Annotated in this window: 21 protein-coding genes and 1 other RNA gene; 14 read left to right on the top strand and 8 right to left on the bottom strand. The window is 67.5% G+C overall.

All coding sequences use genetic code 11. The features are described from left to right. Positions 1–25 precede the first annotated feature (25 nt). Positions 26–2629 carry a DNA gyrase subunit A gene (gyrA, locus tag LGN19_RS31460; protein ID WP_226219130.1) on the bottom strand — a complete coding sequence of 868 codons (2604 nt, stop codon included), beginning with the start codon at positions 2627–2629 and terminating at the stop codon, positions 26–28. Between the two features lie 555 nt (positions 2630–3184). On the opposite strand from gyrA, the gene ompA reads away from it, so the two are divergent. The 4 genes from ompA to ssrA all read left to right on the top strand — a co-directional run bounded on the left by ompA (position 3185) and on the right by ssrA (position 5826). Further along, complete coding sequence (gene ompA / locus LGN19_RS31465; protein ID WP_226219132.1) at positions 3185–3856, top strand: outer membrane protein OmpA; 672 nt, start codon at positions 3185–3187, stop codon at positions 3854–3856. Between the two features lie 154 nt (positions 3857–4010). Then, positions 4011–4709 (top strand): bifunctional 2-polyprenyl-6-hydroxyphenol methylase/3-demethylubiquinol 3-O-methyltransferase UbiG, encoded by a 699-nt coding sequence (gene ubiG / locus LGN19_RS31470; RefSeq protein WP_122944781.1) that lies wholly within the window; start codon positions 4011–4013, stop codon positions 4707–4709. Positions 4710–4722: 13 nt separating this feature from the next. Further along, positions 4723–5439 carry a phosphoglycolate phosphatase gene (gph, locus tag LGN19_RS31475; RefSeq protein ID WP_226219134.1) on the top strand — a complete coding sequence of 239 codons (717 nt, stop codon included), beginning with the start codon at positions 4723–4725 and terminating at the stop codon, positions 5437–5439. Positions 5440–5456: 17 nt separating this feature from the next. Further along, positions 5457–5826, top strand: a transfer-messenger RNA (tmRNA) gene (gene ssrA, locus LGN19_RS31480). A 275-nt stretch (positions 5827–6101) separates the two neighbouring features. On the opposite strand, the gene LGN19_RS31485 is transcribed toward ssrA, so the two are convergent. From LGN19_RS31485 to LGN19_RS31495, 3 genes are all read right to left on the bottom strand, one after another. After that, positions 6102–6455 carry a DUF4148 domain-containing protein gene (locus tag LGN19_RS31485; RefSeq protein WP_069247423.1) on the bottom strand — a complete coding sequence of 118 codons (354 nt, stop codon included), beginning with the start codon at positions 6453–6455 and terminating at the stop codon, positions 6102–6104. A 381-nt stretch (positions 6456–6836) separates the two neighbouring features. After that, complete coding sequence (locus LGN19_RS31490; protein ID WP_174918110.1) at positions 6837–7106, bottom strand: hypothetical protein; 270 nt, start codon at positions 7104–7106, stop codon at positions 6837–6839. 101 nt (positions 7107–7207) lie between these two features. Further along, complete coding sequence (locus LGN19_RS31495; RefSeq protein WP_175223445.1) at positions 7208–8314, bottom strand: substrate-binding domain-containing protein; 1107 nt, start codon at positions 8312–8314, stop codon at positions 7208–7210. 129 nt (positions 8315–8443) lie between these two features. Here LGN19_RS31495 and LGN19_RS31500 point away from each other — a divergent pair, with 129 nt between their 5' ends. From LGN19_RS31500 to LGN19_RS31515, 4 genes are read left to right on the top strand one after another with little or no spacing between them, the layout of a single operon-like run. Continuing rightward, positions 8444–8944 carry an NAD(P)H-dependent oxidoreductase subunit E gene (locus LGN19_RS31500; RefSeq protein ID WP_175223446.1) on the top strand — a complete coding sequence of 167 codons (501 nt, stop codon included), beginning with the start codon at positions 8444–8446 and terminating at the stop codon, positions 8942–8944. Further along, positions 8941–10521 (top strand): formate dehydrogenase beta subunit, encoded by a 1581-nt coding sequence (locus LGN19_RS31505; RefSeq protein ID WP_226219136.1) that lies wholly within the window; start codon positions 8941–8943, stop codon positions 10519–10521. Before LGN19_RS31500 ends, LGN19_RS31505 begins: the two co-directional genes overlap by 4 nt. Before the next feature lie 17 nt (positions 10522–10538). Next, entirely contained in the window at positions 10539–13490 is a 2952-nt protein-coding gene (gene fdhF / locus LGN19_RS31510; protein ID WP_226219138.1) for a formate dehydrogenase subunit alpha, read from the top strand. Positions 13491–13497: 7 nt separating this feature from the next. After that, positions 13498–13749 carry a formate dehydrogenase subunit delta gene (locus LGN19_RS31515; protein WP_226219140.1) on the top strand — a complete coding sequence of 84 codons (252 nt, stop codon included), beginning with the start codon at positions 13498–13500 and terminating at the stop codon, positions 13747–13749. An 8-nt stretch (positions 13750–13757) separates the two neighbouring features. Here the strand turns inward: LGN19_RS31515 and LGN19_RS31520 are convergent, their stop codons facing one another. After that, positions 13758–15401, bottom strand: coding sequence for an FAD-dependent monooxygenase (locus tag LGN19_RS31520; RefSeq protein ID WP_174962227.1), 1644 nt, complete (start codon positions 15399–15401; stop codon positions 13758–13760). A 130-nt stretch (positions 15402–15531) separates the two neighbouring features. Here LGN19_RS31520 and LGN19_RS31525 point away from each other — a divergent pair, with 130 nt between their 5' ends. Beyond that, a complete protein-coding gene (locus tag LGN19_RS31525) occupies positions 15532–17370 on the top strand; it encodes a tetratricopeptide repeat protein (protein ID WP_413227254.1) in 1839 nt (612 codons plus the stop codon). 84 nt (positions 17371–17454) lie between these two features. On the opposite strand, the gene LGN19_RS31530 is transcribed toward LGN19_RS31525, so the two are convergent. Further along, positions 17455–18750 carry an MFS transporter gene (locus LGN19_RS31530; RefSeq protein WP_122946622.1) on the bottom strand — a complete coding sequence of 432 codons (1296 nt, stop codon included), beginning with the start codon at positions 18748–18750 and terminating at the stop codon, positions 17455–17457. A 20-nt stretch (positions 18751–18770) separates the two neighbouring features. Between LGN19_RS31530 and LGN19_RS31535 the strand changes: the two genes are divergently transcribed. Further along, on the top strand, positions 18771–20051 hold the full coding sequence (locus LGN19_RS31535) for a hypothetical protein (protein WP_226219144.1): 1281 nt from the start codon (positions 18771–18773) through the stop codon (positions 20049–20051). A gap of 79 nt (positions 20052–20130) precedes the next feature. Here LGN19_RS31535 and LGN19_RS31540 read toward each other — a convergent pair whose 3' ends face one another. Together LGN19_RS31540 and LGN19_RS31545 are read right to left on the bottom strand one after the other, a co-directional pair. Further along, positions 20131–20823: a DUF2968 domain-containing protein gene (locus LGN19_RS31540; RefSeq protein WP_226219146.1), complete on the bottom strand. Its 693-nt coding sequence runs from the start codon at positions 20821–20823 to the stop codon at positions 20131–20133. 114 nt (positions 20824–20937) lie between these two features. After that, the gene (locus LGN19_RS31545; protein ID WP_122944771.1) at positions 20938–22128 is read right to left on the bottom strand and encodes a gamma-glutamyl-gamma-aminobutyrate hydrolase family protein; all 1191 of its coding nucleotides are present in this window, start codon (positions 22126–22128) and stop codon (positions 20938–20940) included. 280 nt (positions 22129–22408) lie between these two features. Here LGN19_RS31545 and LGN19_RS31550 point away from each other — a divergent pair, with 280 nt between their 5' ends. From LGN19_RS31550 to xdhC, 4 genes are all read left to right on the top strand, one after another. Then, a complete protein-coding gene (locus tag LGN19_RS31550; RefSeq protein WP_226219148.1) occupies positions 22409–23089 on the top strand; it encodes a GntR family transcriptional regulator in 681 nt (226 codons plus the stop codon). A gap of 6 nt (positions 23090–23095) precedes the next feature. Further along, positions 23096–24472 (top strand): amidase, encoded by a 1377-nt coding sequence (locus LGN19_RS31555; RefSeq protein ID WP_226219150.1) that lies wholly within the window; start codon positions 23096–23098, stop codon positions 24470–24472. A 139-nt stretch (positions 24473–24611) separates the two neighbouring features. Next, positions 24612–25124 (top strand): disulfide bond formation protein B, encoded by a 513-nt coding sequence (locus LGN19_RS31560; RefSeq protein ID WP_085039729.1) that lies wholly within the window; start codon positions 24612–24614, stop codon positions 25122–25124. Between the two features lie 677 nt (positions 25125–25801). Continuing rightward, complete coding sequence (xdhC, locus tag LGN19_RS31565; RefSeq protein WP_226219152.1) at positions 25802–26812, top strand: xanthine dehydrogenase accessory protein XdhC; 1011 nt, start codon at positions 25802–25804, stop codon at positions 26810–26812.

Raw genomic sequence — 26812 nt, forward strand, 5'->3', positions numbered from 1 at the left:
CGGCGGCTAGAGTCTCATCCGTTCTTCAGGCTTCGCCGTCCGACGCCTCGTCGGCCTCGCCGTCACCCTCATCGGCCTCCGCGATCTGCTGCAGGCCAGAGAGCTTGGTACCCTCATCGAGACTGATGAGTGTAACACCTTGCGTCGCACGCCCCATCTCGCGAATCTCCGACACACGGGTGCGAATCAACACGCCGGCCGTCGTGATCAGCATGATCTGATCTTCCGCATCGACGAGCGTTGCAGCCACAACCTTGCCGTTGCGCTCGGACGTCTGGATCGCGATCATACCCTTCGTGCCGCGGCCGTGACGCGTGTACTCGGTGATCGGCGTGCGCTTGCCGTAACCGTTCTCGGTCGCGGTGAGCACCGTCTGCTCTTCGCTGCCGGCAACCAGCAGCGCGATGACCTGCTGCCCGTCCTCGAGTTGCATGCCGCGCACACCGCGCGCCTCGCGCCCCATCGGACGCACGTCGTTCTCGTCGAAGCGCACGGCCTTGCCGGAGTCGGAGAACAGCATCACGTCGTGCGCGCCGTCGGTGATCGACGCACCGATCAGGTAGTCGCCCTCGTCGAGGCCGACCGCGATGATGCCCTTCTTCATCGGACGGCTGAATGCCTCGAGCGGCGTCTTCTTCACGGTGCCGAGCGACGTTGCCATGAAGATGAACTTGTCGGCCGAGAATTCCTTGACCGGCAGCACGACGTTGATCTTCTCGCCATCCTGCAGCGGGAACATGTTGACGATCGGGCGGCCGCGCGAGTTGCGCGAGCCCTGCGGCACTTCATAAACCTTGACCCAGTACACGCGGCCGCGGTTCGAGAAGCACAGGATGTAGTCGTGCGTGTTCGCGATGAACAGCGTCTCGATCCAGTCGTCTTCCTTCATCTGCGTCGCCTGCTTGCCACGACCGCCGCGCTTCTGCGCACGGTACTCGGACAGCGGCTGCGACTTCACGTAGCCCGCATGCGACATCGTGACGACCATGTCCTGCGGCGTGATCAGATCTTCGGTGTTCAGCTCGGTCGCGTTCAGCTCGATCTTCGAGCGGCGCGCGTCGCCGAACTCGGCCTTCACCGAGGTCAGTTCCTCGCCGATCATCGTCGTGATCCGCTCGGGGCGTGCGAGGATGTCCAGCAGGTCGGCGATCTGCGCCATCACTTCGCGGTACTCGCCGATGATCTTGTCCTGCTCGAGGCCGGTCAGGCGCTGCAGACGCATCTGCAGGATTTCCTGGGCCTGCGTGTCGGACAGGCGGTACAACCCGTCGACCTGCATGCCGAACGCCGGGTTCAGGCCTTCCGGACGGTACGCGGAACGGCCGCCGGCCGCCGCATTCTCGCTCTCGGCGCGCGTGAGCATCTCGCGCACGAGCGACGAATCCCACGGCTTCGCCATCAACTCCGCCTTCGCGATCGGCGGCGTCGGCGCGGCCTTGATGATCGCGATGAACTCGTCGATGTTCGCGAGCGCGACCGCGAGACCTTCGAGCACGTGGCCGCGTTCGCGGGCCTTGCGCAGTTCGTAGATCGTGCGGCGCGTCAGCACTTCGCGTCGGTGCGACAGGAAGCACTGCAGGATTTCCTTCAGGTTCAGCAGCTTCGGCTGGCCGTCGACGAGCGCGACCATGTTCATGCCGAACGTGTCCTGGAGCTGCGTCGCCTTGTACAGGTTGTTCAGCACCACTTCCGGCACTTCACCGCGCTTGAGTTCGATCACGACACGCATGCCGCTCTTGTCGGACTCGTCGCGGATGTCGGAGATGCCTTCGAGCTTCTTCTCGTTGACGAGCTCGGCGATCCGTTCGAGCAGCGAACGCTTGTTCACCTGGTACGGCAGCTCGTCGACGATGATCGCCATCCGCTGGCCGCGGTCGATCTCCTCGAAGTGCGTGGCCGCGCGCATCACGACGCGCCCGCGCCCGGTGCGGTAACCGTCGCGCACACCGGCGACGCCGTAGATGATGCCGGCCGTCGGGAAATCCGGTGCCGGGATGATCTCGATCAGCTCATCGATCGTCGCCCCCGGGTTGCCCAGCAAGTGCTGGCACGCGTCGACGACTTCGTTCAGGTTGTGCGGCGGGATGTTGGTCGCCATGCCGACCGCAATACCCGACGAGCCGTTGATCAGCAGGTTCGGGATGCGCGACGGCAGGACCGACGGCTGCATTTCGTTGCCGTCGTAGTTCGGCTCGAAATCGACCGTTTCCTTGTCGATGTCGGCGAGCAGCTCGTGACCGATCTTCGCCATGCGAATTTCGGTGTAACGCATCGCCGCGGCGTTGTCGCCGTCGATCGAGCCGAAGTTGCCCTGCCCGTCGATCAGCATGTAGCGCAGCGAGAAGTCCTGCGCCATCCGCACGATCGTGTCGTAGACCGCGGTGTCACCGTGAGGGTGGTACTTACCGATCACGTCACCGACGATACGCGCCGACTTCTTGTACGCGCGGTTCCAGTCGTTGTTCAGTTCGTGCATCGCGAACAACACGCGCCGGTGCACGGGCTTCAGGCCATCGCGGACATCCGGGAGGGCACGTCCGACGATCACGCTCATCGCGTAATCGAGATACGAACGGCGCATTTCCTCCTCTAGGGAGGTGGGCAGGGTCTCTTTGGCGAATTGATCCATGTATCCGTATCGTTTCGGAGCGAAGACGGCGAACGCCTTTCGCGTGGGCGCTGCATGCGCAACGCAACGCGAGATTCTAACATGCGCCCATCAGCCGCCAATTCGCCTCCCCCTCTATATATAAATAGCGAAAATCGCGGCGGCAGCGAATTGGCCGGAATTGCACACCGCAATCGCACACCGCAATCGCACCCGACTCGACATCACAGTCGATTGCAACGTCACCCGTTTCTCGCGCACGAGTAAACAACTGCAGTCATCGGCGCAATTTCGCCGCCACACTCTTGACAATCTCTAAAAGTTACGGCAGGTCAGTGTTGCGCATGCACCACAAAGTTGAAGCGATCTTGGGGTGGGGAGGATTTTTTTTCGTAGGAAGGGAACGATATGGCAAAATGCCAACGCACTGAAAGTTAGACGCTGCTCGAAGTCTACACAGAGGCGGCGCCGCGTTTTTTGTGCCGCACCAATGTTATACTTCGAGCAATGTATGACTTGTCACCGTCAACAGGCTCGCAGTAAACCTGCGGTAATCTCAATTTCGAGAGGAGAAATATGAATAAACTTTCAAAGCTCGCGTTCATTGCAGCTACCGCAGTTATGGCTGCATCCGCTTCGGCACAGTCGGTGCCGGCGTCGCGCCAAGCCGTCAATGACAACTGGGTCAACGGCACGGGCGAATGGGTGTGGATGAACGGCACGAACGAGCTCTGCTGGCGCGATGCGTTCTGGACGCCGGCCACCGCCAACGCGAAGTGCGATGGCGCACTGGTCGCCCAGGCACCGCAGCCGCCGGTCGCTCCGGCCGCCGGTCCGGCCATCACGAGCCAGAAGATCACGTATCAAGCTGACGCACTGTTCGACTTCGACAAGGCAACGCTCAAGCCGCTGGGCAAGCAAAAGCTGGACGAACTGGCTTCGAAGATCGAAGGCATGAACACGGAAGTGGTCGTCGCAACGGGCTACACGGACCGCATCGGTTCGGACAAGTACAACGACCGTCTGTCGCTGCGCCGTGCGCAAGCCGTGAAGTCGTACCTGGTCAGCAAGGGTGTGCCGGCCAACAAGATCTACACGGAAGGCAAGGGCAAGCGCAACCCGGTTACGACTGGCTGCAACCAGAAGAACCGCAAGCAACTCATCGCCTGCCTCGCACCGGACCGCCGCGTGGAAGTCGAAGTGGTTGGTACGCAAGAAGTCCAGAAGACGACCGTTCCGGCAAACTAAGCCGCGGTTTTCGACTGCTTCAAAGCCCCGCCCCGGCGGGGCTTTTTCTTTGACGCCTGCCCAGGCGCTCGCCGCTTCGCCGCTCGTCCGCTTCTTATATACTCGGGGCTGACGAACCGCAGCACCGCCCTCCTCCCGTAGCCCGTTTGCCGACATGACCAACGCCGATCCGCACGAACTCCAGAAATTCAGCGACCTCGCCCATCGGTGGTGGGATCCGAACGCCGAATTCAAGCCGCTGCACGACCTGAACCCGGTCCGGCTCGGCTGGATCGATGCGCATGCGCACCTCGCCGGCAAGCGCGCACTCGACATCGGTTGTGGCGGCGGCATCCTGTCCGAATCGATGGCCGGACTCGGTGCACAGGTGAAAGGTATCGACCTGTCGACCGAAGCGCTTGGCGTCGCCGACCTGCACAGCCTCGAAAGCGGCATCTCGGTCGACTACGAGGCGATCGCCGCCGAAGCGATCGCCGCGCGCGAACCGGGTTCCTACGATGTCGTCACGTGCATGGAGATGCTCGAGCACGTGCCGTCGCCCGGCGATATCGTCGCCGCGTGCGCGACGCTCGTGAAACCGGGTGGCTGGGTGTTCTTCTCGACGCTGAACCGCAACCTGAAGGCCTACCTGTTCGCCGTGATCGGCGCGGAGTACATCGCGCAAATGCTGCCGAAGGGCACGCACGATTACGCGCGCTTCATCCGCCCGTCGGAACTGGCCGGCTTCATACGCGCGACGGATCTGCACATCGTGGAGATCAAGGGCATCACGTATCACCCGATCGGCAAGCGCTTCGCGCTGTCGAACGACGCCGACATCAACTACCTCGTCGCGTGCCGCCGCGGCGCGTGACCTTCCAACCGGCATGACGACTCCTCTCTCGACCGCGCGGGCCGCACTCGACGAACCGCGCCTGCTGCACTGCGATGCCGTGCTGTTCGACCTGGACGGCACGCTCGCCGACACGGCGCCCGATCTCGCGGCTGCCGTCAACAAGATGCAACGCGTGCGCGACCTGCCCGAAACACCGCTCGACGTGCTGCGGCCGCTGGCCTCGGCCGGCGCACGCGGCCTGCTCGGCGGCGCGTTCGGCATCGATCCGCACACGCCCGGCTACGAAGCGATGCGCGACGAGTTCCTGGCCAACTACGCGACGGATCTGTGCGTGCATACGACGCTGTTCCCGGGCATCGGCGACGTGCTCGACGAGCTCGACGCGCGCGGCGTGCGCTGGGGCATCGTCACGAACAAGGCGATGCGGCTCACGGCGCCGCTCGTCGACCTGCTCGGTCTCGCGCCGCGCGCCGCCTGCGTCGTCGGGGGCGACACAACGCCGCACCCGAAGCCGCACCCGGCCCCGCTGCTGCATGCGGCCGACCAGTTGACGCTCGCGCCCGCGCGCATCGTCTACGTCGGCGACGACCTGCGCGACATTCAGGCCGGCAGCGCCGCCGGCATGGCGACGGTCGCGGCCGCGTACGGCTATTGCGGCGACGGCACCGCGCCGGCTGACTGGCAAGCACAGCATCTCGTCGACACGACGCAGCAACTACGCGAACTGCTGCGCGATGTTGGGCTATAATGTTTGATCTTATCCGCGGGGGCGACCTGGTTTCGACAGGGGTTGTGAAGCGGCTAGGGCATGTCGAGGACCCGTCACCTCGTTAATCAATGGGAAAATCGTAACTGCAAACGACGATACGTTCGCACTGGCAGCCTAACGGCCGCCGTCCTCTGCCTAGTTCACTGACGGGCTAGTGTCGCAAGACCGGTAGCAATACCGCCAGAGGTCATTTACGTCAGTTAAGCCCTGTCGGCGTCGCGACGCCAGGGTCGAAAATCTAGCGAATCGCCGTAGTGCAGCGTGTTCGTCCGCGTCGCTGCGGTTAAATCAAATGACTGAACTAAACATGTAGAACTAGTCGTAGAGCGCTTCTGGACGCGGGTTCGATTCCCGCCGCCTCCACCAAATTCCGCGCTCGCCGCACGAACCCCGCATGACGCAAGTCTGCGGGGTTTTTTGTTGCCGGCGAAACGCATGCGTCCCTCTCCTTCCGAAAAAGCGCCCAGCCACGGGTGGGCCGGGCGGAATGCCGCCGGACTTCCGGCGACAGGAGGTGACGGATGTCCTGCCGCGCCTGCGCAATCATCGATCGCGCCAGGCAACGGCCAGCCCGGGTGCAGCGGCGCCGGGCGCGACGAGTCGTCGCACCCGGCATTCACGCACACCGGGCGATGCGCGGCTTAGCTGCCGCGATACAGCGACTTCATTTCTTCAGCGGTGGCCGGGCGCACGCCCATGGCACGCGAACCCGATGCCGACGCGCCCTGCGCCTGTGCACCGTAGCCGCTGGCGTCGGCGCCTTGCGCTTGCGCCAGCGCAGCGCGCTGCTGCTCTGCAACACGCGCCGTTGCAGCCTGGATCGCTTCCGGATAATGCGGATCTTCGCCGCGAGCGGAGTTGTAACCTGCCTGCTGCAGCTGGACCAGTTCGGCGCGAACCTGTGCGCGGGTGATCGTCGAACCCGACTGGGCGAACGACACGACCGGGGCAACGAGAGCAGCAGCAACGACAACAGCTTGAACGAGCGACTTCATGATGACCTACCTCCAGATTTGTCTGTGTTCGCGGTGAACACCTTGTTCATCGCTGACAACCTGAAGTTTATGTAGGCGGATGCTTAAGAATAAGGCAGGTTTCAGGAAGACATCCTTCCTGGATTACGGGTTAACCCTAGATTCCCCCATCAGGGCGGTGATGCGCACACGCGGGCATCGCCTCGCATCGAATCGCATGAAGATTCGCTGGAAAGCAAAGAGCCCCGCGAAGCGGCAACGCTTCGCGGGGCTCGGACAGAATCGAAAGCGCAAGGGATCCTGCAGTTGCCGGTCAGCCGGTCAGGCCGATGCGCGCGGATGCAACGCGCACCATCGAACCGGTGCAGCATGACCGTCGTGCGGGCGCGCCCGTTCGCCGCGTTACCGGCTATCCATCGGACACTTCAGGTTGCAGCCATTCGGATCGCCCAAGTCGCCCTTGCGGCGCAAGGCCGACTTCTTGCCGCTCTGGTATTTCTGCGACGGCGAGGACGCCGCAAACGGCATCTGCGGATGCTCGTTCAGGCGAAACTGTTCGCTCAGGATACCGCCGGGCACACCGGGGGAATTCTGCGCGAGCGCAAACGGCGAAACAGCGGCCAGCAGCCCCGCGGTCAACGCTGCCGCGGCGAGGGGAACGGAAAATTTCATGGCGGGATGACGCTTGAACGGCGTGCTTGTTGGAACGTTGATCAAGCGGCAAGCGTAGCGCAAATCCCCCGCCGCTGCATCGCGGTTCGATCGCGCCCGCGTTACCGGGAATTGCCGTCCGGCACGCTCGCGCCCTCGCCTCCGGCCAGCCCCGTCACGATGCTCGTCACCGATCCGCACGCGGCCGGATCGTAGCCGTCGAGATGCGCGACGCGCTCGACGAAACGCGCGTCGCGCAGCAGCGCCAGTACGCCGGCAAGCGGCCGCGCGTCGAGCTGCGCGCGTTCGCACGCGAAGTAATAGTCCTCGTCGACGACCGGGATGAAATCGAGCCCGAAATGATGGGCGGCAGGCTCGACGCCGAAGCCGAGATCGGCCATCCCGCTCGCGACGAATGCCGCGATCGCCGAATGCGTGAGCTCGGCCGACGCGTAGCCGTCGATGCGCTCGGGATCGATGCCGATCGCGCGCAGCGCGAGATCCAGCAGCATGCGCGTACCCGACCCCGGCTGGCGGTTGACGAAGCGGATGTCATTGCGCGCGAGATCCGCGAGCCCACGAACCTGCTTCGGGTTGCCGCGCGGAACGAACAGCCCCTGCTGGCGCCGTGTCAGGTGGATCAGCACATGGCGCGTATCGTCGAGCCACGGCCGGTAGATCTGTGCGCACTGCGCGCGAAACGCGCCGCGCGGCAGATGAAAGCCGGCCAGGTCGCACTCGCCGCGGGCAAGCGCCTGCACGGCCTCGACGCTCTCGCGGTACTTGATGTCGACAGCCGCCTGCGCATCGACGAGCGCGGAGACGAGCGTCGCAACCGCGTAGCCGTGCGACGCGTGGATGCGCACGGCGCCATCACGCTGCGCGAGCCGACGATTCAGGTCGCTCGCCACTTCGGCCGCCAGCGTGCGCAGGTTCCCGTCGAGCCGGCTGCGCGCGAGGCGTTGCGCATCGACGACCGCCTGCCCGAGCGCCGACAGCGTCGAGCCCTTGCCGCGCGCGGTTTCGATCAGTTCCCCGCCGATGCACGCCTCCAGCGCGCGCAGCATGCCCCAGGCGTGCCGGTAGGACAGCCCTTTCGCGTGCGCGGCCTGCGCAATGCTGCCCGTGTCGGCCACGAGTTCCAGCAAGGGCGCGACATCCGACAAGCTGGCCGTGCGGCCTTCCGTGTCGCGTACGGTCAGATACGCGTCGCATTCGATTCGAATCAATTATGCACTCCGATTTCCTATTGCGACGGCCAAATCTTCCGCTTATCGTTGGTCAAAATCAATCAGATCGAAGTCGCGATGCGCACTATATGAATTTCGAGCGCATATGAGACTTTGGAGGAGCACAAGATGTCCCCGAATTCCCACGCGCCCGACGCGCTCGTCGAGCGCCACGCGCGCGCCGGCCAGTCGCTGGTCGCGATCCTGCACGCGATCCAGGACGACGCCGGCTACGTGCCGCCGGGCTGCGTCGCACCGCTCGCGAAGGCGCTGAACCTGTCGCGCGCGGAAGTGCACGGCGTCCTGACTTACTACCACCACTTCCGCACCGCGCCGCCCGCGCGCGTGACGATCCAGATGTGCCGCGCCGAAGCGTGCCGCAGCATGGGCTGCGAATCGCTCGCCGCGCATGCGGAAGCGCGCACGGGCTGCCGGTTCGACGCGGCGCACGCCGCCGCTGCGGATGCGCATGCGCCCGGTGACGTCGCCCTCGAATCGGTGTACTGCCTCGGGCTGTGCGCGCAATCGCCGTCGCTGACGGTCAACGGCGTGCTGCATGCGAAGGTCACGCCGGAGAAATTCGACGCGCTGCTGGCCGACGCGGTCGCCCACGCTCCGGAGGCCGCATGACGACGACCCGTATCTACGTCCCGCGCGATTCGTCCGCGCTGGCACTTGGCGCCGACTCGCTCGCCGCCGCGATCGTCGCGGAAGCCGAGCGGCGCGGCGTTGCGATCGAACTGATCCGCAACGGCTCGCGCGGGCTGCTGTGGCTCGAACCGCTCGTCGAGGTCGGGACGACCGCCGGCCGCGTCGGCTACGCGAACCTGTCGGCCGCCGACGTGCCGGCACTGTTCGATGCCGGCTGGCTCGACGGCGGCGCGCATCCGAGCGGCGTCGGCCTCGTCGACGCACTGCCCTATCTCGCGCGCCAGCAACGCCTCACGTTCGCACGCATCGGCCTGACCGATCCGTTGTCGATCGACGACTACCTGCAATACGAAGGCCTCGCCGGCCTGAAGAACGCACTCGCGCTCGACGGCGATGCCGCGTGCGAAACACTGATCGAATCGGGGCTGCGCGGCCGCGGCGGCGCGGCCTTCCCCGCCGGCATCAAATGGCGCACGGTCCGGCAGGCGAGCGCCCGGCAGAAATACATCGTCTGCAACGCGGACGAAGGCGACTCGGGCACGTTCTCCGACCGTCTGATCATGGAGTGCGATCCGTACTGCCTGATCGAAGGGATGATCATCGCGGGGATCGCGACCGGCGCAACGGTCGGCTACATCTATGTGCGCAGCGAATACCCGCATGCGATCGCCACGCTCGAAGCTGCGATCGTCCGCGCACGCGAAGCCGGCTGGCTCGGCGAGCACGTGCTCGGCTCCGCGCATGCGTTCGAGCTGCACGTCGCGAAAGGCGCCGGCTCGTACGTATGCGGCGAGGAAACGGCGCTGCTCGAATCGCTCGAAGGCAAGCGCGGTGTCGTGCGTGCGAAACCGCCGCTGCCCGCGCTCGCCGGCCTGTACGGCCAACCGACCGTCATCAACAACGTGATCACGCTCGCGACGGCGCCCGTGATCTTCGCGCGCGGCGCCGCGTTCTATCGTGACTACGGGATGGGCCGCTCGCGCGGCACGCTGCCGTTCCAGCTCGCGGGCAACATCCGCCACGGCGGCCTCGTCGAGCTCGCGTTCGGCGTGACGCTGCGCGAACTGCTGTTCGACTTCGGCGGCGGCACGGCAAGCGGCCGGCCCGCACGCGCTGCCCAGGTCGGCGGCCCGCTCGGCACCTACCTGCCCGATCACCAGTGGGACGTGCCGCTCGACTACGAAGCGTATACGGCGATCGGTGCAGTCGTAGGCCACGGCGGCATCGTGCTGCACGACGACACGTCGAACCTCGCCGAGCTGGCCGAATACGCGATGAAGTTCTGCGCGATCGAATCGTGCGGCAAGTGCACGCCGTGCCGGATCGGCTCGACGCGCGGCGTCGAGACGATCGCGCGCATCCGCCACGGCGACACGTCGGAACGCCAGGTCACGCTACTGCGCGACCTGTGCGACACGATGCTCGCCGGCTCGCTGTGCGCGATGGGTGGCATGACGCCTTACCCGGTGCTGTCCGCGCTCGACCATTTCCCCGAAGATTTCGGGCTCGCTGCCGGCAAGGATGCCGCGTCGGGCCCGGTCAAGGCTGCGGCCTGACCCAGAAGGAGCCCTGCATGTCCCTCGACACGAACAACGTCCGCCAAGGCGGCTGCGGCTCGGGCCAATGCGCGTGCAAGAGCGCCGCTCAGGCGCGTGCCCGCGATCCGTTCGACGATACCGACTACGGCACGCCGCAACGCCATGCCGATACCGACGTCACGCTCGAAATCGACGGCCAGCCGGTCACGGTGCCGGCCGGCACGTCGGTGATGCGCGCGGCAATCGAAGCCGGCGTCAACGTCCCGAAGCTCTGTGCGACCGATTCGCTCGAACCGTTCGGCTCGTGCCGGCTGTGCCTCGTCGAGATCGAAGGCCGGCGCGGGTATCCGGCATCGTGCACGACGCCTGCCGAAGCGGGCATGAAGGTGCGCACGCAATCGGACCGACTGCAGTCGCTGCGTCGCAACGTGATGGAGCTGTACATCTCCGACCATCCGCTCGACTGCCTCACCTGCCCCGCCAACGGCGACTGCGAGCTGCAGGACATGGCAGGCGTCGTCGGGCTGCGCGAGGTGCGTTACGGCTTTGACGGCGCGAATCATCTGCGCGACAAGAAGGACGAGTCGAATCCGTACTTCACATACGACCCGTCGAAGTGCATCGTCTGCAACCGCTGCGTGCGCGCCTGCGAGGAAACACAGGGCACGTTCGCGCTGACGATCGCCGCACGCGGTTTCGAATCGCGTGTGGCCGCCGGCGAAAGCGAATCGTTCATGGCGTCGGAATGCGTATCGTGCGGCGCGTGCGTCGCCGCGTGCCCGACCGCCACGCTGCAGGAAAAATCCGTCGTGCAACTCGGTCAGGCCGAACACTCGGTCGTCACGACCTGCGCGTACTGCGGCGTCGGCTGCTCGTTCAAGGCCGAGATGAAGGGTACGCAGGTCGTGCGCATGACACCGCACAAGAACGGCCTCGCAAACGAGGGCCACGCGTGCGTGAAGGGACGCTTTGCGTGGGGCTATGCCACGCACAAGGACCGCATCACGAAGCCGATGATCCGCGAAAAGATCACCGACCCGTGGCGCGAAGTCAGCTGGGACGAAGCGCTCACCTACGCGGCAACGCAATTCCGCAAGCTGCAGCAGAAGTACGGCCGCGATTCCATCGGCGGCATCACGTCGTCGCGTTGCACGAACGAGGAAACCTACCTCGTGCAGAAACTGGTGCGCGCCGCGTTCGGCAACAACAACGTCGACACCTGCGCACGCGTGTGCCACTCGCCGACGGGCTACGGCCTCAAGACGACGCTCGGTGAATCGGCCGGCACGCAGACGTTCGCGTCGGTCGGCCAGGCCGACGTGATCGTCGTGATGGGCGCAAACCCGACCGACGGCCACCCGGTGTTCGGCTCGCGGCTGAAGCGGCGCGTGCGCGAGGGTGCGAAGCTGATCGTGATCGACCCGCGCCGCATCGACGTCGTCGACGGCCCGCACGTGAAGGCCACCCACCACCTGCAGCTGCGCCCCGGCACCAACGTCGCGATCGTCAACGCGCTCGCGCACGTGATCGTCACCGAAGGGCTCGTCGCCGACGCGTTCGTCGCCGAGCGCTGCGAGACGCGTGCGTTCGAGCAATGGTGCGAATTCGTCTCGCGTGCCGACAACTCGCCCGAAGCAACCGCCGACGTGACCGGCGTGCCGGCCGAACTGGTACGCGAAGCCGCGCGCCTCTATGCGACGGGCGGCAACGCCGCGATCTATTACGGGCTGGGCGTGACCGAACACGCGCAAGGCTCGACCACGGTGATGGGCATCGCGAACCTCGCGATGGCGACCGGCAACATCGGCCGCGAAGGCGTCGGCGTCAATCCGCTGCGCGGCCAGAACAACGTGCAGGGCTCGTGCGACATGGGCTCGTTCCCGCACGAACTGCCCGGCTACCGGCACATCGGCGACGAGATCGTGCGCACGCAGTTCGAAGCAGCGTGGTCGGCGAAACTCCAACCGGAGCCGGGGCTGCGCATCCCGAACATGTTCGACGCGGCGCTCGACGGCAGCTTCAAGGGGCTTTACTGCCAGGGCGAGGACATCGTCCAGTCGGACCCGAATACGCAGCACGTCGCGGCCGCGCTGTCGGCGATGGAGTGCATCGTCGTGCAGGACATCTTCCTGAACGAGACCGCGAAATATGCGCACGTGCTGCTGCCCGGCTCGTCGTTCCTCGAAAAGGACGGCACGTTCACGAACGCGGAACGCCGTATCTCGCGCGTGCGCAAGGTGATGCCGCCGCTCGCGGGCTATGCGGACTGGGAAGTCACGTTGATGCTGTCGCGCGCGCTCGGCTACGAGATGGACTATGCGCATCCGTCGGACATCATGGACGAGATCGCGCGGCTCACGCCGACCTTCTCGGGCGTGTCGTACGCGAAGCTCGACGCGCTCGGCAGCATCCAGTGGCCGTGCAACGAGCAGGCACCGGAAGGCACGCCGACGATGCACATCGACGCATTCGTACGCGGCAAGGGCAAGTTCGTGATCACGCAGTTCATTGCGTCGCCCGAGAAGGTCACGCAACGCTATCCGCTGATCCTGACGACGGGTCGCATCCTGTCGCAGTACAACGTCGGCGCGCAGACACGCCGCACCGAGAACGTCCGCTGGCACGAAGAGGATCGCCTCGAGATCCATCCGCACGACGCGCAGGATCGCGGTATCCGCAGCGGCGACTGGGTCGGCATCGAATCGCGTGCGGGGCAGACGGTGCTGCGCGCGCTCGTGACCGAACGCATGCAGCCGGGTGTCGTGTACACGACGTTCCACTTCCCCGAATCGGGTGCGAACGTGATCACGACGGACAGCTCGGACTGGGCGACGAACTGCCCCGAGTACAAGGTGACGGCCGTGCAGGTGTTGCCCGTCGCGCAGCCGTCCGACTGGCAGCAGGCGTATGCGCGCTTCAACGCGGAGCAGCTCGACCTGCTCGAGCGCCGCGCAGCCGCGACCGCCGGCGTGACGTCAGGCAAGTGAGGAAGCGATGGACAACGGACACCTGATCGACATGACCAACCAGATCGGCGCATTCTTCGAATCGATGCCCGATCGCGACGAAGCGCTGGCCGGCATCGCCGACCATATCCGGCGCTTCTGGGAGCCGCGGATGCGCCGCGCGTTGCTCGCGGCGCTCGACGACCCGTCGAGCGAGGCCGCGCAACGTGCAGCGCCGATCGTGCGCGACGCGATCGCCGCGCACCGCGCGTCGCTCGTGCCCGCCGCGGCGACCGCCTGACCGCCCCGTCAAGCGGGCCGCGACATGCCCGCGAACCAGCTTTCGCAGTGACGCAGCAGCGCGTTCGCGTCGGTTGCCGTGCGCCCGCGCGCGGCAACGTATCCATCCGGCCGCAGCAGGTAAAACGACGGCCGCGAGCGGCCGTATTCCTGCGCAAGCGCGGCATCACCGCCTTCGGCATCGGTGACGCGCCAGACACGCACGGCATCGGGCATGATCCGTTCGAGCCCCTGCACGAGCGCCTGCGCATCGGCCGACACCGGCGGCACCGCACCCGAATCCGCGTTCGCCGGCTCTTCCAGCAGCAGCAGCGTGAAGCTCGCCGGATCGTGCAGGTCGTATAGCCGCGCCGTTCCCGGCGCCTGACCGAGCGGCCCGTCGAGCACCCGCACGTGCGCGTCGGGTGCCCGTTCGCCTGCGCGCGGCCCGCCGTCGAGCACGCGCTCGAGCGTGAGCGGACTCTTCCGGTACTGCACGCCGAGCTCGCTGACCGTGCGCCGCACCGCGTCGCGCATCGGCCCGAACGACGCCAGCACTGGCACGACGTGATCGCGCAGCAGCTTCATCGCGCCACGCTCGGCCTCGACGATCTGCGTGACGAAACCGGTCTGCCGCAACACGTCGCGCTCGATCGGATGACGTTCCGCGTGATACGTATCGAGCAACCGCTCGGGCGTGCCCGCGCCGAGCACGCGCGCGAGCTTCCAGCCGAGATTGAACGCTTCCTGGATGCCGGTGTTCATGCCCTGCGCGCCGGCCGGGCTGTGGACGTGCGCGGCGTCGCCCGCGAAGAACACGCGGCCGTGACGCAGCCGGTCGATCATCCGGCTGTGCAGGTGAAAATAGGACGACCATGCGAGATCGCTCGGCGAAATCGACGCACCGGCGCGGGCACGCACGATCGCGTCGCATTCCGCGAGCGACGGGGTCGGCGCATCGGGCGACGCGTCGCTGCCGGGCGGCCGGTCGGCCACGAGCCGGTAACGGCCGCCGCCCATCGGAAACAAGCCCGCGATGCCTTCGGGTGTCGTGAACAGGTGGATTTCCTCGTCCGGCCAGTCGGGTATCGCCGCGAAATCGGCCAGCAGGAAAGTCTGTTCGAACGCATGCCCGGTGAAGCCCAGGCCGAGCAGATGCCTGACCGTGCTGTGCGCACCGTCGGCCGCGATCAGGTACGACGGGGCGAACGATTCGTCGCGGCCATCGGCGCAGCGGATCGACACGTCGAGCGACGCGCCGCCCGCGTCGCACGCGGTCAGCGTCGCGCCGCGCTCGACCGTCACGCCGAGCCGGGCCAGGTGCTCGGCAAGCAGGCGCTCGGTGACGGTCTGGTCGAGAAACAGCAGGTACGGATAGCGCGTTTGCAGTGGATCGAAATCGAGCCGCGCGATCACGCGGCCGTCGGCATGCAGCGCCGCCGCATGCGCACGATGGCCGAGCGCGAGAAACGGCTCGACCGCGCGATGCTGCTCCAGCAGTTCGAGCGTGCGCGCCTGGATGCCGATCGCGCGCGAATGCGGCGCAGGCGCGGCGAGCCGATCGATGATGCGCACCGGCACGCGGGCCCGCGCGAGGCTCATCGCCGCGGCAAGGCCGGTCGGCCCCGCGCCGACGATCAGCACGGGCCGGATATCGGGCAGTGTGTCAGCCATGAGAACCTCGATGACACGCGACCTTGCAAGTCTACGCCGCTCCGCGTGACGGGGCCATATGCCAACCGACCGACTCGCGGCACCGCCGCGCAGTGTGGGAAAATACGCGCTTTCCGTCAGTTTTCGCGTTATGGATTCCGCATTCGACCGGGCGTATGCCGCACACCGCGCGGGCCGCCTCGCCGAGGCCGAGCACGGCTATCGCAACGCGCTCGCCTCCAACCCCGCCGACGCCGACGCGCTGCATCTGTTCGGCGTGCTGCGGCACCAGCAGGGCCAGCACGCCGAGGCGGCCGATCTCGTCGGCCGCGCCGTCGCGCTGCGGCCGGACGATGCGGCGCTGCAGCTCAATCTCGGCAACGCGCTCAAGGCGCTCGGCCGGCTCGACGAAGCGGTCGACCGCTTTCGCAACGCGCTGACGCTCGCGCCCGAATTTCCGCTCGCGCACTACAACCTCGGCAACGCGTATGCGGCGCTGCAGCGTCACGACGACGCGATCGATGCATTCGGCCGCGCACTCCGGCTCACGCCCGACGATGCGTCGATCCACAACAATCTCGGCAACGCGCTCAACGCGCTCGGCCGCCACGACGACGCGCTCGCCGCGTTTCATCGCGCGCTCGAGCTGCGGCCCGGGCATGCGGGAGCGCACAACAACCTCGCGATGGCGCTGAACGCGACGGGCCGCGCCGACGACGCGATCGCGCACTTCCAGGCCGCGATCGCCGCGCAGCCGCGCTTCGTCGCCGCGCATTTCAATCTCGGCAACACGTTCGATGCGGTCGGCCGGCATGCCGAGGCGGCCGCCGCGTTCGAAACCGCGCTCGCGCTGCATCCGCCGTTTCCGCTCGCGCTGTTCGGGCTCGCGAACGCACTGAGCGCGCAGGCCCGCCACCGCGACGCGCTGCCCTACTACGAGCGTGCGGTCGGTCTCGATCCGTCGTTCAGCCTGGCCTGGCTGAACCTCGGCAACGCACATCACGCGCTCGGTGCGCACGAAATGGCGCTGCGCGCGTTCGACCAGGCGTTGCGCGTCGCGCCCGATCTCACGCTGGCACGGCTGCACCGCGCGGTCACACTGCTCACGCTCGGCGACTTCACACGCGGCCTGCCCGCCTATGAAGCGCGCCACGACACGCCGGGCGCGACGCCGCTCGGCACGCTGCCGCGCTGGCAAGGCGAGCCGATTGCGTCGCGCACGCTACTGATCCGTGCCGAACAGGGCTTCGGCGACACGCTGCAGTTCGTCCGCTTCGTGCCGCTCGCGCGCGCACGCTGCGCGCGCGTCGTGCTCGAAGTCCAGCCGGAACTCGTTACGCTGCTGGCGCCGGCCGCGTCGCGCTGGCGCGTGACGCTCGTCGCACAGGGCAGCGCGAAACCGCCTGCCGCGGATGTCGCATGCACGCTGATGAGCCTGCCGTTCCTGCTCGGGCTTCAGACGGCGGACATCGTCGCAGGCTCGCGCTACCTCGATGCCCCCGACGGCGCCGGCCGGCGCTTTCGTGGTTCTCTCGGCGGGCAGTCGAAGCGCAAGTTCGGTCTCGCGTGGTCGGGGCGCCGGCAGGCGCAGGAAAACCGCTCGATGCCGTTCGACGCGCTTGCACCGCTGCTCGCGCTGCCGGACATCGACTGGATCGTGCTGCAGCCCGCGCTCGACGACGACGAACGCGCGCGCGTCGACGCGCATCCGCGCGTGCATCGGCTCGACGGCCGGCTGAACGACTTCGCCGACACGGCTGCACTGATCGAGCGGCTCGACGGTGTCGTCACGATCGATACGGCAGTCGCGCACCTCGCTGGCGCGCTCGGCAAGCCGCTGTGGGTCATGCTGCCGTTCGCGCCCGACTGGCGCTGGTTCACCGGCGACGACTGCCCGTGGTATCCGCAGGCCCGGCTCGCCCGCCAACCCGCGCCCGGGCAATGGAATGACGCGGCGGCCGCGGTCGCCGGCATGCTGCGCGAAGCCTGAACGCAGACGAAAAAAGGGAGCGCGCCGCGCTCCCTTTTTCAATGCGATGCGTGCGGCCCGCGCCGCGCGACATGTGGGGGCCCGTCAGGCCGCCTTGTACTGGTTGCGCGCCTCGGGCGTGCGGTACAGCACGAGTGTCGCGACCAGCCCGCAAATCGCGGCAACGCTCAGCCACAGCCCCGGCGCCGCCTTGTTCCCGGTCTGATGAATCAGCAGCGTCGAGATCGCCGGCGTGAAGCCGCCGATCGTCGTCGCCAGGCTGTACGCCAGCGAGAAACCGGCCGTGCGCACGTCGGCCGGCATCACTTCGGTCAGCGCGACGACCATCGCCCCGTTATACGACGCGTACAGGAACGACAGCCACAGCTCGACCGCGAGCAGCCGCAGGAACGACGGATCGCCGACGAGCCACAGCACGGCCGGATAAGCCGACAGCAGCGTCAGCACGGTGAACGCGATCAGCACCGGGCGGCGCCCGATGCGATCGGACAACGCACCGGACAACGGCAACCACACGAGATTGGAAATCCCCACGCAGACGGTCACAACGAGCGCGTCGAGCGACGACAGGTGCAGCACTTCCTTGCCGAACGTCGGCGTATAGGCGGTGATCATGTAGAACGACACCGTCGTCATGATCACCATCCCCATGCCTGCCACCACGATGCCCCAGTTGTCGAGCATCGAACGCATGATCTCGCCCATCGTCGGACGATGGCGCTTCGCGAGGAATTCGTCGGTCTCCTTCAGCGAACGACGGATCAGGAACAGGAACGGCACGATCAGGCAGCCGATCAGGAACGGAATGCGCCAGCCCCACGCGGTCATCTCCTCGGCCGGCAGCGCACGGTTGAGCAGCACGCCGACGAACGCGGCGAACACGACGGCCACCTGCTGGCTGCCCGATTGCCACGACGTATAGAACCCCTTGTGGCCCTTCGTCGCGATCTCCGACAGATACACCGACACGCCGCCGAGTTCGACGCCCGCCGAAAAGCCCTGCAGCAGCCGGCCGAGCAGCACGAGCGCCGGCGCGAGCACGCCGATCGACGCATAGCCGGGTATCGCAGCCACCGTGAGCGTGCCGAGCGCCATCAGCCCGAGCGTCAGGATCAGCCCCTTGCGGCGGCCATGGTGGTCGATGTACGCACCGAGCACGATCGCGCCGACCGGCCGCATCAGGAAGCCCGCGCCGAACACCGACAGCGACAGCATCAGCGACGCGAATGCGTTGCCGCTCGGAAAGTAGGTTTTCGCGATGGCCGACGCGTAATAGCCGTAGACCATGAAGTCGTACATTTCCAGGAAGTTGCCGCTGACGACCCGGAACACGGTGCGGAATTTCGATTCCTGCGCGATGGCGTGTGACGCGGTAGACATGTTTTTCTCGCTCAGCTCGGATGGCGCGAATCCGCGCCGCATGGATCCGACGACACACGCGGCGCCGGGCCGGCGCGCACGGGCATCGCTGCCTGCCGGCGGCGCGCCGCGCAGCGACGCGCGCACCGGCATGGTTCGCGCATCATGCCACGCCAACCCGACATTTGCCTTGTGTCGCCCCTGCCGTTGCTCTCGCAGCGTTCTCCTCGTACAAGTCGTCCCGAAACGGAAGCAAAAATCAGATTGATCTGATCGACCGGCCTTCGCCGGCTGACCACAATGTCTCGATTTGCAACGACAGTTCCGCGCCGCACCGGTACGGTTGCCCGTGTCGCGTGGCGCACCGCCCTATGACCCCATCGCACCTCGTCCCCGTTGCAGGCGTGCTCGCCCGCCCACGCGTCGCTCCGCTCGATCACGTGCCGTCGTTCGGCCGCGACTGGATCTTTCGCGACGCACCCGGTACGCAGCCCGGCAAGCACTGCGTCGCGACACTGGCGACGTCCTGCATCGACGTGGACCGGCCGCACCGCGCGTGCCACTGGGAGCCGCTGCCCATCGCAGTGCCCGCCCCGATTTCCGCCGGGTCGCCGGTTGCGCTGCCTGCCGCCGCCGGCCGGCGCTCCCGCCGTATCGCCGGCGGCGCTCGCGACCGGCGTGCGAGGTACGCGCTCTGCTGGAGCATCGGCGCGCTCGGCATCATCGGCTGGCTGATCGCCACGCATGAACCCATTGCAGGACTCGGGCTCGCCTACGCAATTCAAACGGCCGACGGCGCACCCGATCACGCGACGTCGTCGTCCGGCACCGTGCGGGTCGCGACGGTTCAGCCGCATACGTCGTCGAACGCTGCGCCGCAGCGCAAGATGGCCGCGCCTGTCGCGACAACGGCCGGATCACCGCAGGCCACGCACCACGTCACACGTCATCCGGCATCGCTTCGTCCGCAGGCAACGTCCGACATGCCGCGCCAGGCCACTGCTTCGTCGCCCCGTTCGAACGGCAAGCACGGGACAGCGGCACCGGCCCGGCGCCCGACCATGCAGCGGCTGGCTGCGCGCCCGCCGGTCCGGCGCAACACGGTCGACACCCGGGCACGCGATCGGCTCGCGACCGCGCCGCGCGCAATCGCCCATTCACGCGACACACTCGACGATCCGCTCACGCTGATCGCGATGGCAAGCGCGCTGCGCGCTACGCAGCCAGCCCGCGCAACGCACGCCCCTCCGGTCAATTTCGACTGGACGACGCAACTGTCCCACCGCCGCGTGACCGATACGCCGGACGCATTTGCACGCTGACAGCCGCGCCATAAAAAAACCCGGCGAAGCCTCGCTTCGCCGGGTTTTGCTCGTCTCTCCGCGTCCGTCTGACGAATCGTTACTTGTGCGCGGGCAGCCCCGTCTCGGTCTGCTTCTCGAGCTGTCGCACCTGCTCCTGCAGATCGCGCAGCTGCAGCTGCGCGGCCCGCTTCTCGACCTGCAGCGCCTGTGCCTGCTCCTGCGCCGACCGCTGCCGCTGCGCGACTTCGGCCTGCTGGCTGCGCGCAACGCTCAGGTCGGCCTGCAACTGCTGCGCACGATTCGCCTGCAGCGCGATCACACGCTCGAGAAACGCCTTCTGCGCCTCCAGCTCGGTACGGCGGATCTCGATATCGGCAAGTTGTACGGTCTGCTGAACGAAGTTCGCGTACACCATCTCCGCACGGCTCTTCTCCTGCGACCGGATCACGCGCCACAGGTGCTTGTCCTGGAACAGCGCGACGTAGTACGTCATCTCGTGCGGGTCGAACATCAGGCTCGCGCCGTAGCTGCCGTTGTAGGTCGTGCGCATCTCGACGATCCGGCCGTCGTGCAGCATCTGCGTCAGCTCGGCAACGTTGCCTTGCGCGGACGCATCCGTCACAGCCACGCTGGTTGCCGCGGGGTCGCCACGCAGGCTCGTGACCGCCGGACGCGTGCCGGCGGCAGGCGCGGTCGCATCGGCAGACCAGGCCGTGCCCGCTTGCGCACAGGCAGCCAGCGCAACGATCCACGTTGCGCATCGTGCAGGGGAAAAATTTCGGAAAGCCAACGTCAGACTCCGGCGAACGAATCGGGACTCGCGATTATCGTTCAAAACGAAACGGCCGCATCTCGAATTCATCGGGATGCGGCCGGCCTTCGTACGACGCGAAGCGTGCGGCTGTTACAGGCGTGTTTCGCGCGCCGCGCGCAGGAACGCATCGAGCAGCGGCGTGCAGTCGAGCAACTCCGAGCCGCCGGCACGATGGAACTCGGGGTGCCACTGCACGCCGACGACGAACGGCGAACGCCGATGGCGAATGCCTTCGATGATCCCGTCGCCGGCCGACACGGCCTCGATGTTCAGATCGCGGCCGAGATCGCGAATCGCCTGATGGTGAATCGAGTTGACGATCGCTTCACTGCGCCCGGGGAACATGCTCGCAAGCGTCGACGAATCCGGAAAGCGGATCGCGTGACGATGCTGGTCGTAATGCTCGCTCACGTGCGCATTCGCAGTCGGCACATCGGTGGCGATGTCCTGGTACAGCGAGCCGCCGAACGCGACGTTGATCAGCTGGCAGCCGCGGCACACGCCGAGGACGGGTTTGCCGGATTCGACGAACTCGTGCAGCAGCTCGAGTTCGTACATGTCGCGCACGCGATCGCCCGGCCATTCAGGGCGGGCGTCGGAGGCGGCATAGGTTTGCGGGGATACGTCTGCACCACCCTGCAGCAGCAGGCCGTCGAGATGCTTCGCGTAATCGCGCAGGCGGATGTTGCTCGGGTGAATCATGCCCTGATGGCCGACGGTCGGGATCATGAACACGAGCACATCGCGCGACATCACCCAGTGGGCGATCGACTCCTCGAGATACTGCAGCGTCTTGCCGCGCAGCCCCTTCGCGCCCGGTTCCGGATGGAAGATCCGCGCCGACACGCCGATGCGCAGCGTGCGCTGCGTGATGCGCTGGCCGGCACGGTCGAACAGCCGGCGCGCACGCGCGACCACGATCCGGCCGAACACCGACCACGGCGTGTCGCTCTGCTTCAGGTAGGCCGGCGGCGCATTCTGCGCGCTCGCGGGCGGCGGGCGCGGCGTGTCGAAGTCGGGCTGTGCGCCGAACCCCGGCGGCGGCGCGCCATGCTTCGGCGGCGCGGCAGCGGCAGCGCCATCGACGGCGGCGCCCTTGGCACCGGGCGCGCCCGGCTCGGACGCCGCCGCAACCGGCGACGCGCCGCCCGCGGCGACGTTCTGCGCGGCGGCCTGGGCTGCCGGCGCATCGGGCGCGTTCGCCGGATCGGTACGGGGAGAATCGGAAGAAACGGAGGAGGTGCCGGGCAGACCGGCCGGGGAAGGCGTGTGTTCGTTCATGACGATGGTCTGGTACGTCGCTCACGCGTATGGATAAACGAGGATTCATTATGCTTCAGCGCACGATCGAGCGGCAAACCTGCAACATCCTGTCGATATTGTTGCAAGTCGGCGGCAAACTGCGTCGGGGAGCGTTCCCGCCCGCGCGCCGGCAACGCCAATGCTTCGCGACCGGTACTGGACACCAGTGATATATCACAATAATATCCAGGCATCGTCCACGCTTCCCGATCGCCCGCGCCATGATCGCGCCCCGCCCGGCCGCCGCACCGCCCTCCGCATGAATGCCCTGACCGACGTCACCCCCAACCGCCCCGCCGCGCCGGCGGCCAGCCTCGCCGACCGCGCGTACGCGCTGATCCAGCGCGACATCACCACGATGCGCCTGAAGCCCGGCGCCGCGCTCAACGAAGCCGATCTCGTCGCGCGCACCGGTATCGGCCGCACGCCGGTGCACCAGGCCGTGCATCGGCTCGTGCTCGAAGGGCTGCTGTCCGTGATGCCGCGCAAGGGATTGATGGTGCAACCGCTGTCGCTCGACGACATCGTCGCGGTGATCGACGTGCGGCGCATCAACGAAGCGTACTGCGCGGAACTCGCCGCGCGCCATGCGACGCCCGACGATCTCGCACGCCTGGCCGCGCTGCTCGACGAAGGACAGGCCTGCGTCGACACGCACGACGTCGAGGGCATGATGGAACTCGACCGCGCGTTCCACCAGGCGATCGCCGCCGCTGCGCGCAATGCGGTCCTCGCCGAGATCCTGCGCGCGCTGCACGAGCGCTCGCTGCGCTTCTGGTTCGTTACGCTGTCCGAACCTCACCATCTCGCCGACGTCCAGCACGAGCATCGCGCACTGTTCGATCGGCTGTCCGCGCGCGACGCCGCCGGCGCGCGTGCGGCCGTCGAAAGCCATATCGATTCGTTCCGCTCCACGCTTCTTCAACATCTTCGTCCCTGAGCCGCCATGACCACTTTCACGCCCTTCCCCCCGCTCGCCCAGCTCGCCGCCGACCTCGCCGCCGGCCGGACCACGAGCCGCGCGCTCGTCGACACCGCGCTCGACCGGATCGCCGATCCGTCGGGCCAGGGCGCGGTCGTCTTCACCGAAGTCGATGCCGACAACGCCCGCGCGGCCGCCGACGCGCATGACCGGCTGCGCGCCGCCGGCACCGTGCTGTCACCGCTCGCGGGCGTTCCCGTGTCGGTCAAGGACCTGTTCGACGTCGCGGGCCAGGTGACGCGCGCGGGTTCGCGCGTGCTCGACGGCGCGCCGGCCGCACACACCGACGCGGTCGCCGTCGCGCGGCTCAAGCGGGCGGGCGCGGTGCTGGTCGGCCGCACCAACATGAGCGAGTTCGCGTTCTCGGGCCTCGGGCTGAATCCGCACTTCGGCCATCCGCGCTCGCCGTACCACCGCGACGTGCCGGGCGACGCGCGGATTTCCGGTGGCTCGTCGTCCGGCGCGGCCGCGTCCGTCGCCGACGGGATGGCCGCCGTCGCGCTCGGCACCGATACGGGCGGCTCGATCCGCATTCCCGCCGCGCTGTGCGGGCTGACGGGCTTCAAGCCGACCGCGAGCCGGATCCCGACGCAAGGCGGCGTGCCGCTGTCGACGACGCTCGACTCGTTCGGCCCGATCGGCCTGACGGTCGCCTGCTGCGCGCTCGTCGACCGGATGCTCGCGGGCCTCGAACCGCACGTGCCGGCCGCCCGGCCGCTCGAAGGCGTGCGGCTCGGCGTGCTGACGAACTACGTGACCGATGGCGTCGATGCCGACGTCGCAGCCGCGCTCGACACTGCGCTCAAGCATCTCGAAGCCGCCGGCGCGATCGTCACGGAAGTGCGCTTCCCGGCGCTCGACCGGCTGCCGGACATCAACCGCTTCGGCTTCTCGCCGATCGAGGCCTACGCGTGGCATCGCCCGCTGCTCGACAAGCACCGCGACCAGTACGACCCGCGCGTGCTCACGCGGATCCTGAAGGGCGAACCCGCGAGCGCGGCCGACTATCTCGACCTGCTCGCCGCGCGCACGGCGATGCTCGACGAAGCCGCGCACACGGTCTGGTCGCGCTTCGATGCGCTCGTCTCGCCGACGGTCCCGGTCGTGCCGCCGCGCATCGCCGAACTCGAAGCGGACGACGCCGCGTTCACGCGCACCAACGCGCTGATCCTGCGCAACCCGAGCGCGTTCAACTTCCTCGACGCGTGCGCGCTGTCGCTGCCCTGCCATCCGCGCGACGCGGCACCGGTCGGGCTGATGCTCGCGGCCGCACCGCATCGCGACGACGCGCTGCTCGCGATCGGCCAGGCGGTCGAGGCCGTGCTGAACACGATCCGCTGACCGCGGCCAACCGACCGCCGGCGGACTCGGCGCGTGGTGCGGCAGGTTGCCGCACGCGCGCTGTCAGTTTCGTGCCAGACCGTTCGCGCTAAAATCGCGCGATTGTTTTCCGGACCGACCCAAGAGGAACCCCGCCGACATGAACGACTACACGCTCGCCATCCGCCGCGAACGCCGCCTGCTGATGCTGCTCGGATGGGTGTGCATCGCCCTGCTGGCCGGTGCGCTCTATCTGCAGTACGTGAAGAACGAAGATCCGTGCCCGCTGTGCATCATCCAGCGCTACTTCTTCTGCGCGATCGGGATCTTCGCGTTCCTGGCCGCCGGGATCCGCAACTGGCGCGGCGTCTGGGTGCTCGAACTGCTGATCGCGATCGCCGCGGCCGGCGGTGTCGGCACGGCCGCCCGACATCTGTCGATCCAGATGAATCCGGGCTTCAGCTGCGGCTTCGACACGCTGCAGCCGATCGTCGACAGCCTGCCGCCCGCGCAGTGGTTCCCCGGCATGTTCAAGGTCGCCGGGCTGTGCGAGACCGTCTATCCGCCGATCTTCGGCATCCTGCTGCCGGGCTGGGCACTGATCGGCTTCGCAGTGATCCTGATCGCGGTCGTCGCGAGCCTCTGGCGCCATCGCCGCAAGCTCGTGGCCTGACCGGCCGGTTTCAACCGGCCTGCGCGCGGCCCGCTCGCCCGGGCCGCACACCGCCGACCGGTGACCGGTGACCGCCGGCCCCGGAGCGCTCGCCGGCCCAACCCGGCGGGCCGCACCTGAGCAGCCGCACCGGGGCGGCTCCACCTAGGTGGCCCCGCCTGGCCGGTCCCGCGTAAACACCTACTCCGCCGCCGCCCTGCGATCCGGGTGAGCGCACATCGCGCGACTTCCGCGCCCAAGCCCCGCCACGCCTGCGTTTCGGCCCGACGTGCACGCATCGGCGCCCCGATCCCGCGCGGCGGGCCTATGATCGACATGATCGCCGCCTGATAGCCCGGATCACCGCCCCGCGATGTTCCCGTCGCGTTGCGGTGCTATCTTCGGGACTGGATGGCGATCTACGTGCGCGAGGCCAGGCGGTCTCACCACCCCTGCGTAACGCGCGCCCGATCCGCAATGTCGACTGGATTCATCATGACAACGCACACCATCCGCATCCATCACCCTCATGGCGTCCGCGCATCCGGCGGTGCCGTCCGCACGCGCCGTCCGCGCGCTGCCGCCGCACCGCATCGGCCATGCGGCCGGCCCGCCCCGCTCCCGTCCGTCATCGTTGCCGCCACGCTCGCCAGCCCGCGCCGCGTGTCGTGCCGCGTCGTCCAGAACGGAGCGTGCTGATGGAAGCCTGGCTCGGCGATCTGCAGCAACTGCTCGCGCACGGCGAAGCGGCCGTGCTCGTGACGGTCGCGCACACCGACGGCTCCGCGCCGCGCGAAGCGGGCACCAAGATGCTCGTCACGCGCGACACGGCGCGCCACACGATCGGCGGCGGTCATCTGGAATGGAAGGCGATCGAGATCGCGCGGCATCTGCTGAAGGATGGCGCGCACGTGCCGCATGCCCGCCGGCTCGAGCGGCTGGCGCTCGGCCCGAGCCTCGGCCAGTGCTGCGGCGGCGCCGTGGTGCTCGCGTTCGAGCGGCTCGATGTGGGCGATCTCGGCTGGATCATGTCGCTCGCGAAGCGAGTCGCGGCCGGCGCCGCGACCGTCCGTAGCGTATCATTCGGCCCCTCGCCGGGCGCGCCGCTGTTGAGCGAGCCCGAATCGGAAGCCGCGCGTGCCGACTGCCTGCTGTGGGAAACCGGCGGCGTGTCGCTGATGACCGAAACGATCGCACCGTATGCGTTCCCCGTCGTGCTGTTCGGCGCCGGGCACATCGGCACCGCGCTCGTGAAGGTGCTGGCGACGCTGCCGTGCCACGTGCGCTGGATCGACGGGCCCGATGCGGCGTTCCCTCCGGCCGATGCGCTCGCCGGCATCGGCAACCTCGCGATCGAAGCGGCCGCTGCCCCGGCCGATGCAGTCGACGCAGCACCGCCGCAGTCCTACTTCGTCGTGATGACGCACGACCACGCACTCGATTTCGTGCTGGCCGAGCGCATCCTGCGGCGCGGCGACTATGCGTACTTCGGGATGACCGGTTCGCACGCGAAACGCGTGCAGTTCGATCACCGCCTCGCCGCGATCGGCATCGACCCGGCCCAGGTCGCGCGGATGCGCTGCCCGATCGGTGTCGAAGGCATCATCGACAAGGCACCCGAAGTGATCGCGATCTCGGTGGCTGCGCAATTGCTGCAGGCCGTCGAGGCAAACGCGAATGCGTCCGCGCAGGCTTCCCCTACCTACTGA

It is taken from the genome of Burkholderia sp. AU30198 (genome assembly GCF_020419825.1).
Taxonomy (GTDB): Bacteria; Pseudomonadota; Gammaproteobacteria; order Burkholderiales; family Burkholderiaceae; genus Burkholderia.

What these genes read in the sequence shown, in the direction of transcription:
- LGN19_RS31525 (WP_413227254.1), top strand. Translation starts at nt 15,532, where the DNA reads ATGGATTCCGCATTCGACCGGGCGTATGCCGCACACCGCGCGGGCCGC.
- LGN19_RS31550 (WP_226219148.1), top strand. Translation starts at nt 22,409, where the DNA reads ATGAATGCCCTGACCGACGTCACCCCCAACCGCCCCGCCGCGCCGGCG.
- LGN19_RS31545 (WP_122944771.1), bottom strand. Translation starts at nt 22,128, where the DNA reads ATGAACGAACACACGCCTTCCCCGGCCGGTCTGCCCGGCACCTCCTCC.
- LGN19_RS31485 (WP_069247423.1), bottom strand. Translation starts at nt 6,455, where the DNA reads ATGAAGTCGCTCGTTCAAGCTGTTGTCGTTGCTGCTGCTCTCGTTGCC.
- LGN19_RS31500 (WP_175223446.1), top strand. Translation starts at nt 8,444, where the DNA reads ATGTCCCCGAATTCCCACGCGCCCGACGCGCTCGTCGAGCGCCACGCG.
- ubiG (WP_122944781.1), top strand. Translation starts at nt 4,011, where the DNA reads ATGACCAACGCCGATCCGCACGAACTCCAGAAATTCAGCGACCTCGCC.
- gph (WP_226219134.1), top strand. Translation starts at nt 4,723, where the DNA reads ATGACGACTCCTCTCTCGACCGCGCGGGCCGCACTCGACGAACCGCGC.
- LGN19_RS31555 (WP_226219150.1), top strand. Translation starts at nt 23,096, where the DNA reads ATGACCACTTTCACGCCCTTCCCCCCGCTCGCCCAGCTCGCCGCCGAC.
- LGN19_RS31560 (WP_085039729.1), top strand. Translation starts at nt 24,612, where the DNA reads ATGAACGACTACACGCTCGCCATCCGCCGCGAACGCCGCCTGCTGATG.
- LGN19_RS31505 (WP_226219136.1), top strand. Translation starts at nt 8,941, where the DNA reads ATGACGACGACCCGTATCTACGTCCCGCGCGATTCGTCCGCGCTGGCA.
- LGN19_RS31490 (WP_174918110.1), bottom strand. Translation starts at nt 7,106, where the DNA reads ATGAAATTTTCCGTTCCCCTCGCCGCGGCAGCGTTGACCGCGGGGCTG.
- ompA (WP_226219132.1), top strand. Translation starts at nt 3,185, where the DNA reads ATGAATAAACTTTCAAAGCTCGCGTTCATTGCAGCTACCGCAGTTATG.
- LGN19_RS31520 (WP_174962227.1), bottom strand. Translation starts at nt 15,401, where the DNA reads ATGGCTGACACACTGCCCGATATCCGGCCCGTGCTGATCGTCGGCGCG.
- xdhC (WP_226219152.1), top strand. Translation starts at nt 25,802, where the DNA reads ATGGAAGCCTGGCTCGGCGATCTGCAGCAACTGCTCGCGCACGGCGAA.
- gyrA (WP_226219130.1), bottom strand. Translation starts at nt 2,629, where the DNA reads ATGGATCAATTCGCCAAAGAGACCCTGCCCACCTCCCTAGAGGAGGAA.
- fdhF (WP_226219138.1), top strand. Translation starts at nt 10,539, where the DNA reads ATGTCCCTCGACACGAACAACGTCCGCCAAGGCGGCTGCGGCTCGGGC.
- LGN19_RS31515 (WP_226219140.1), top strand. Translation starts at nt 13,498, where the DNA reads ATGGACAACGGACACCTGATCGACATGACCAACCAGATCGGCGCATTC.
- LGN19_RS31530 (WP_122946622.1), bottom strand. Translation starts at nt 18,750, where the DNA reads ATGTCTACCGCGTCACACGCCATCGCGCAGGAATCGAAATTCCGCACC.
- LGN19_RS31535 (WP_226219144.1), top strand. Translation starts at nt 18,771, where the DNA reads ATGGCGCGAATCCGCGCCGCATGGATCCGACGACACACGCGGCGCCGG.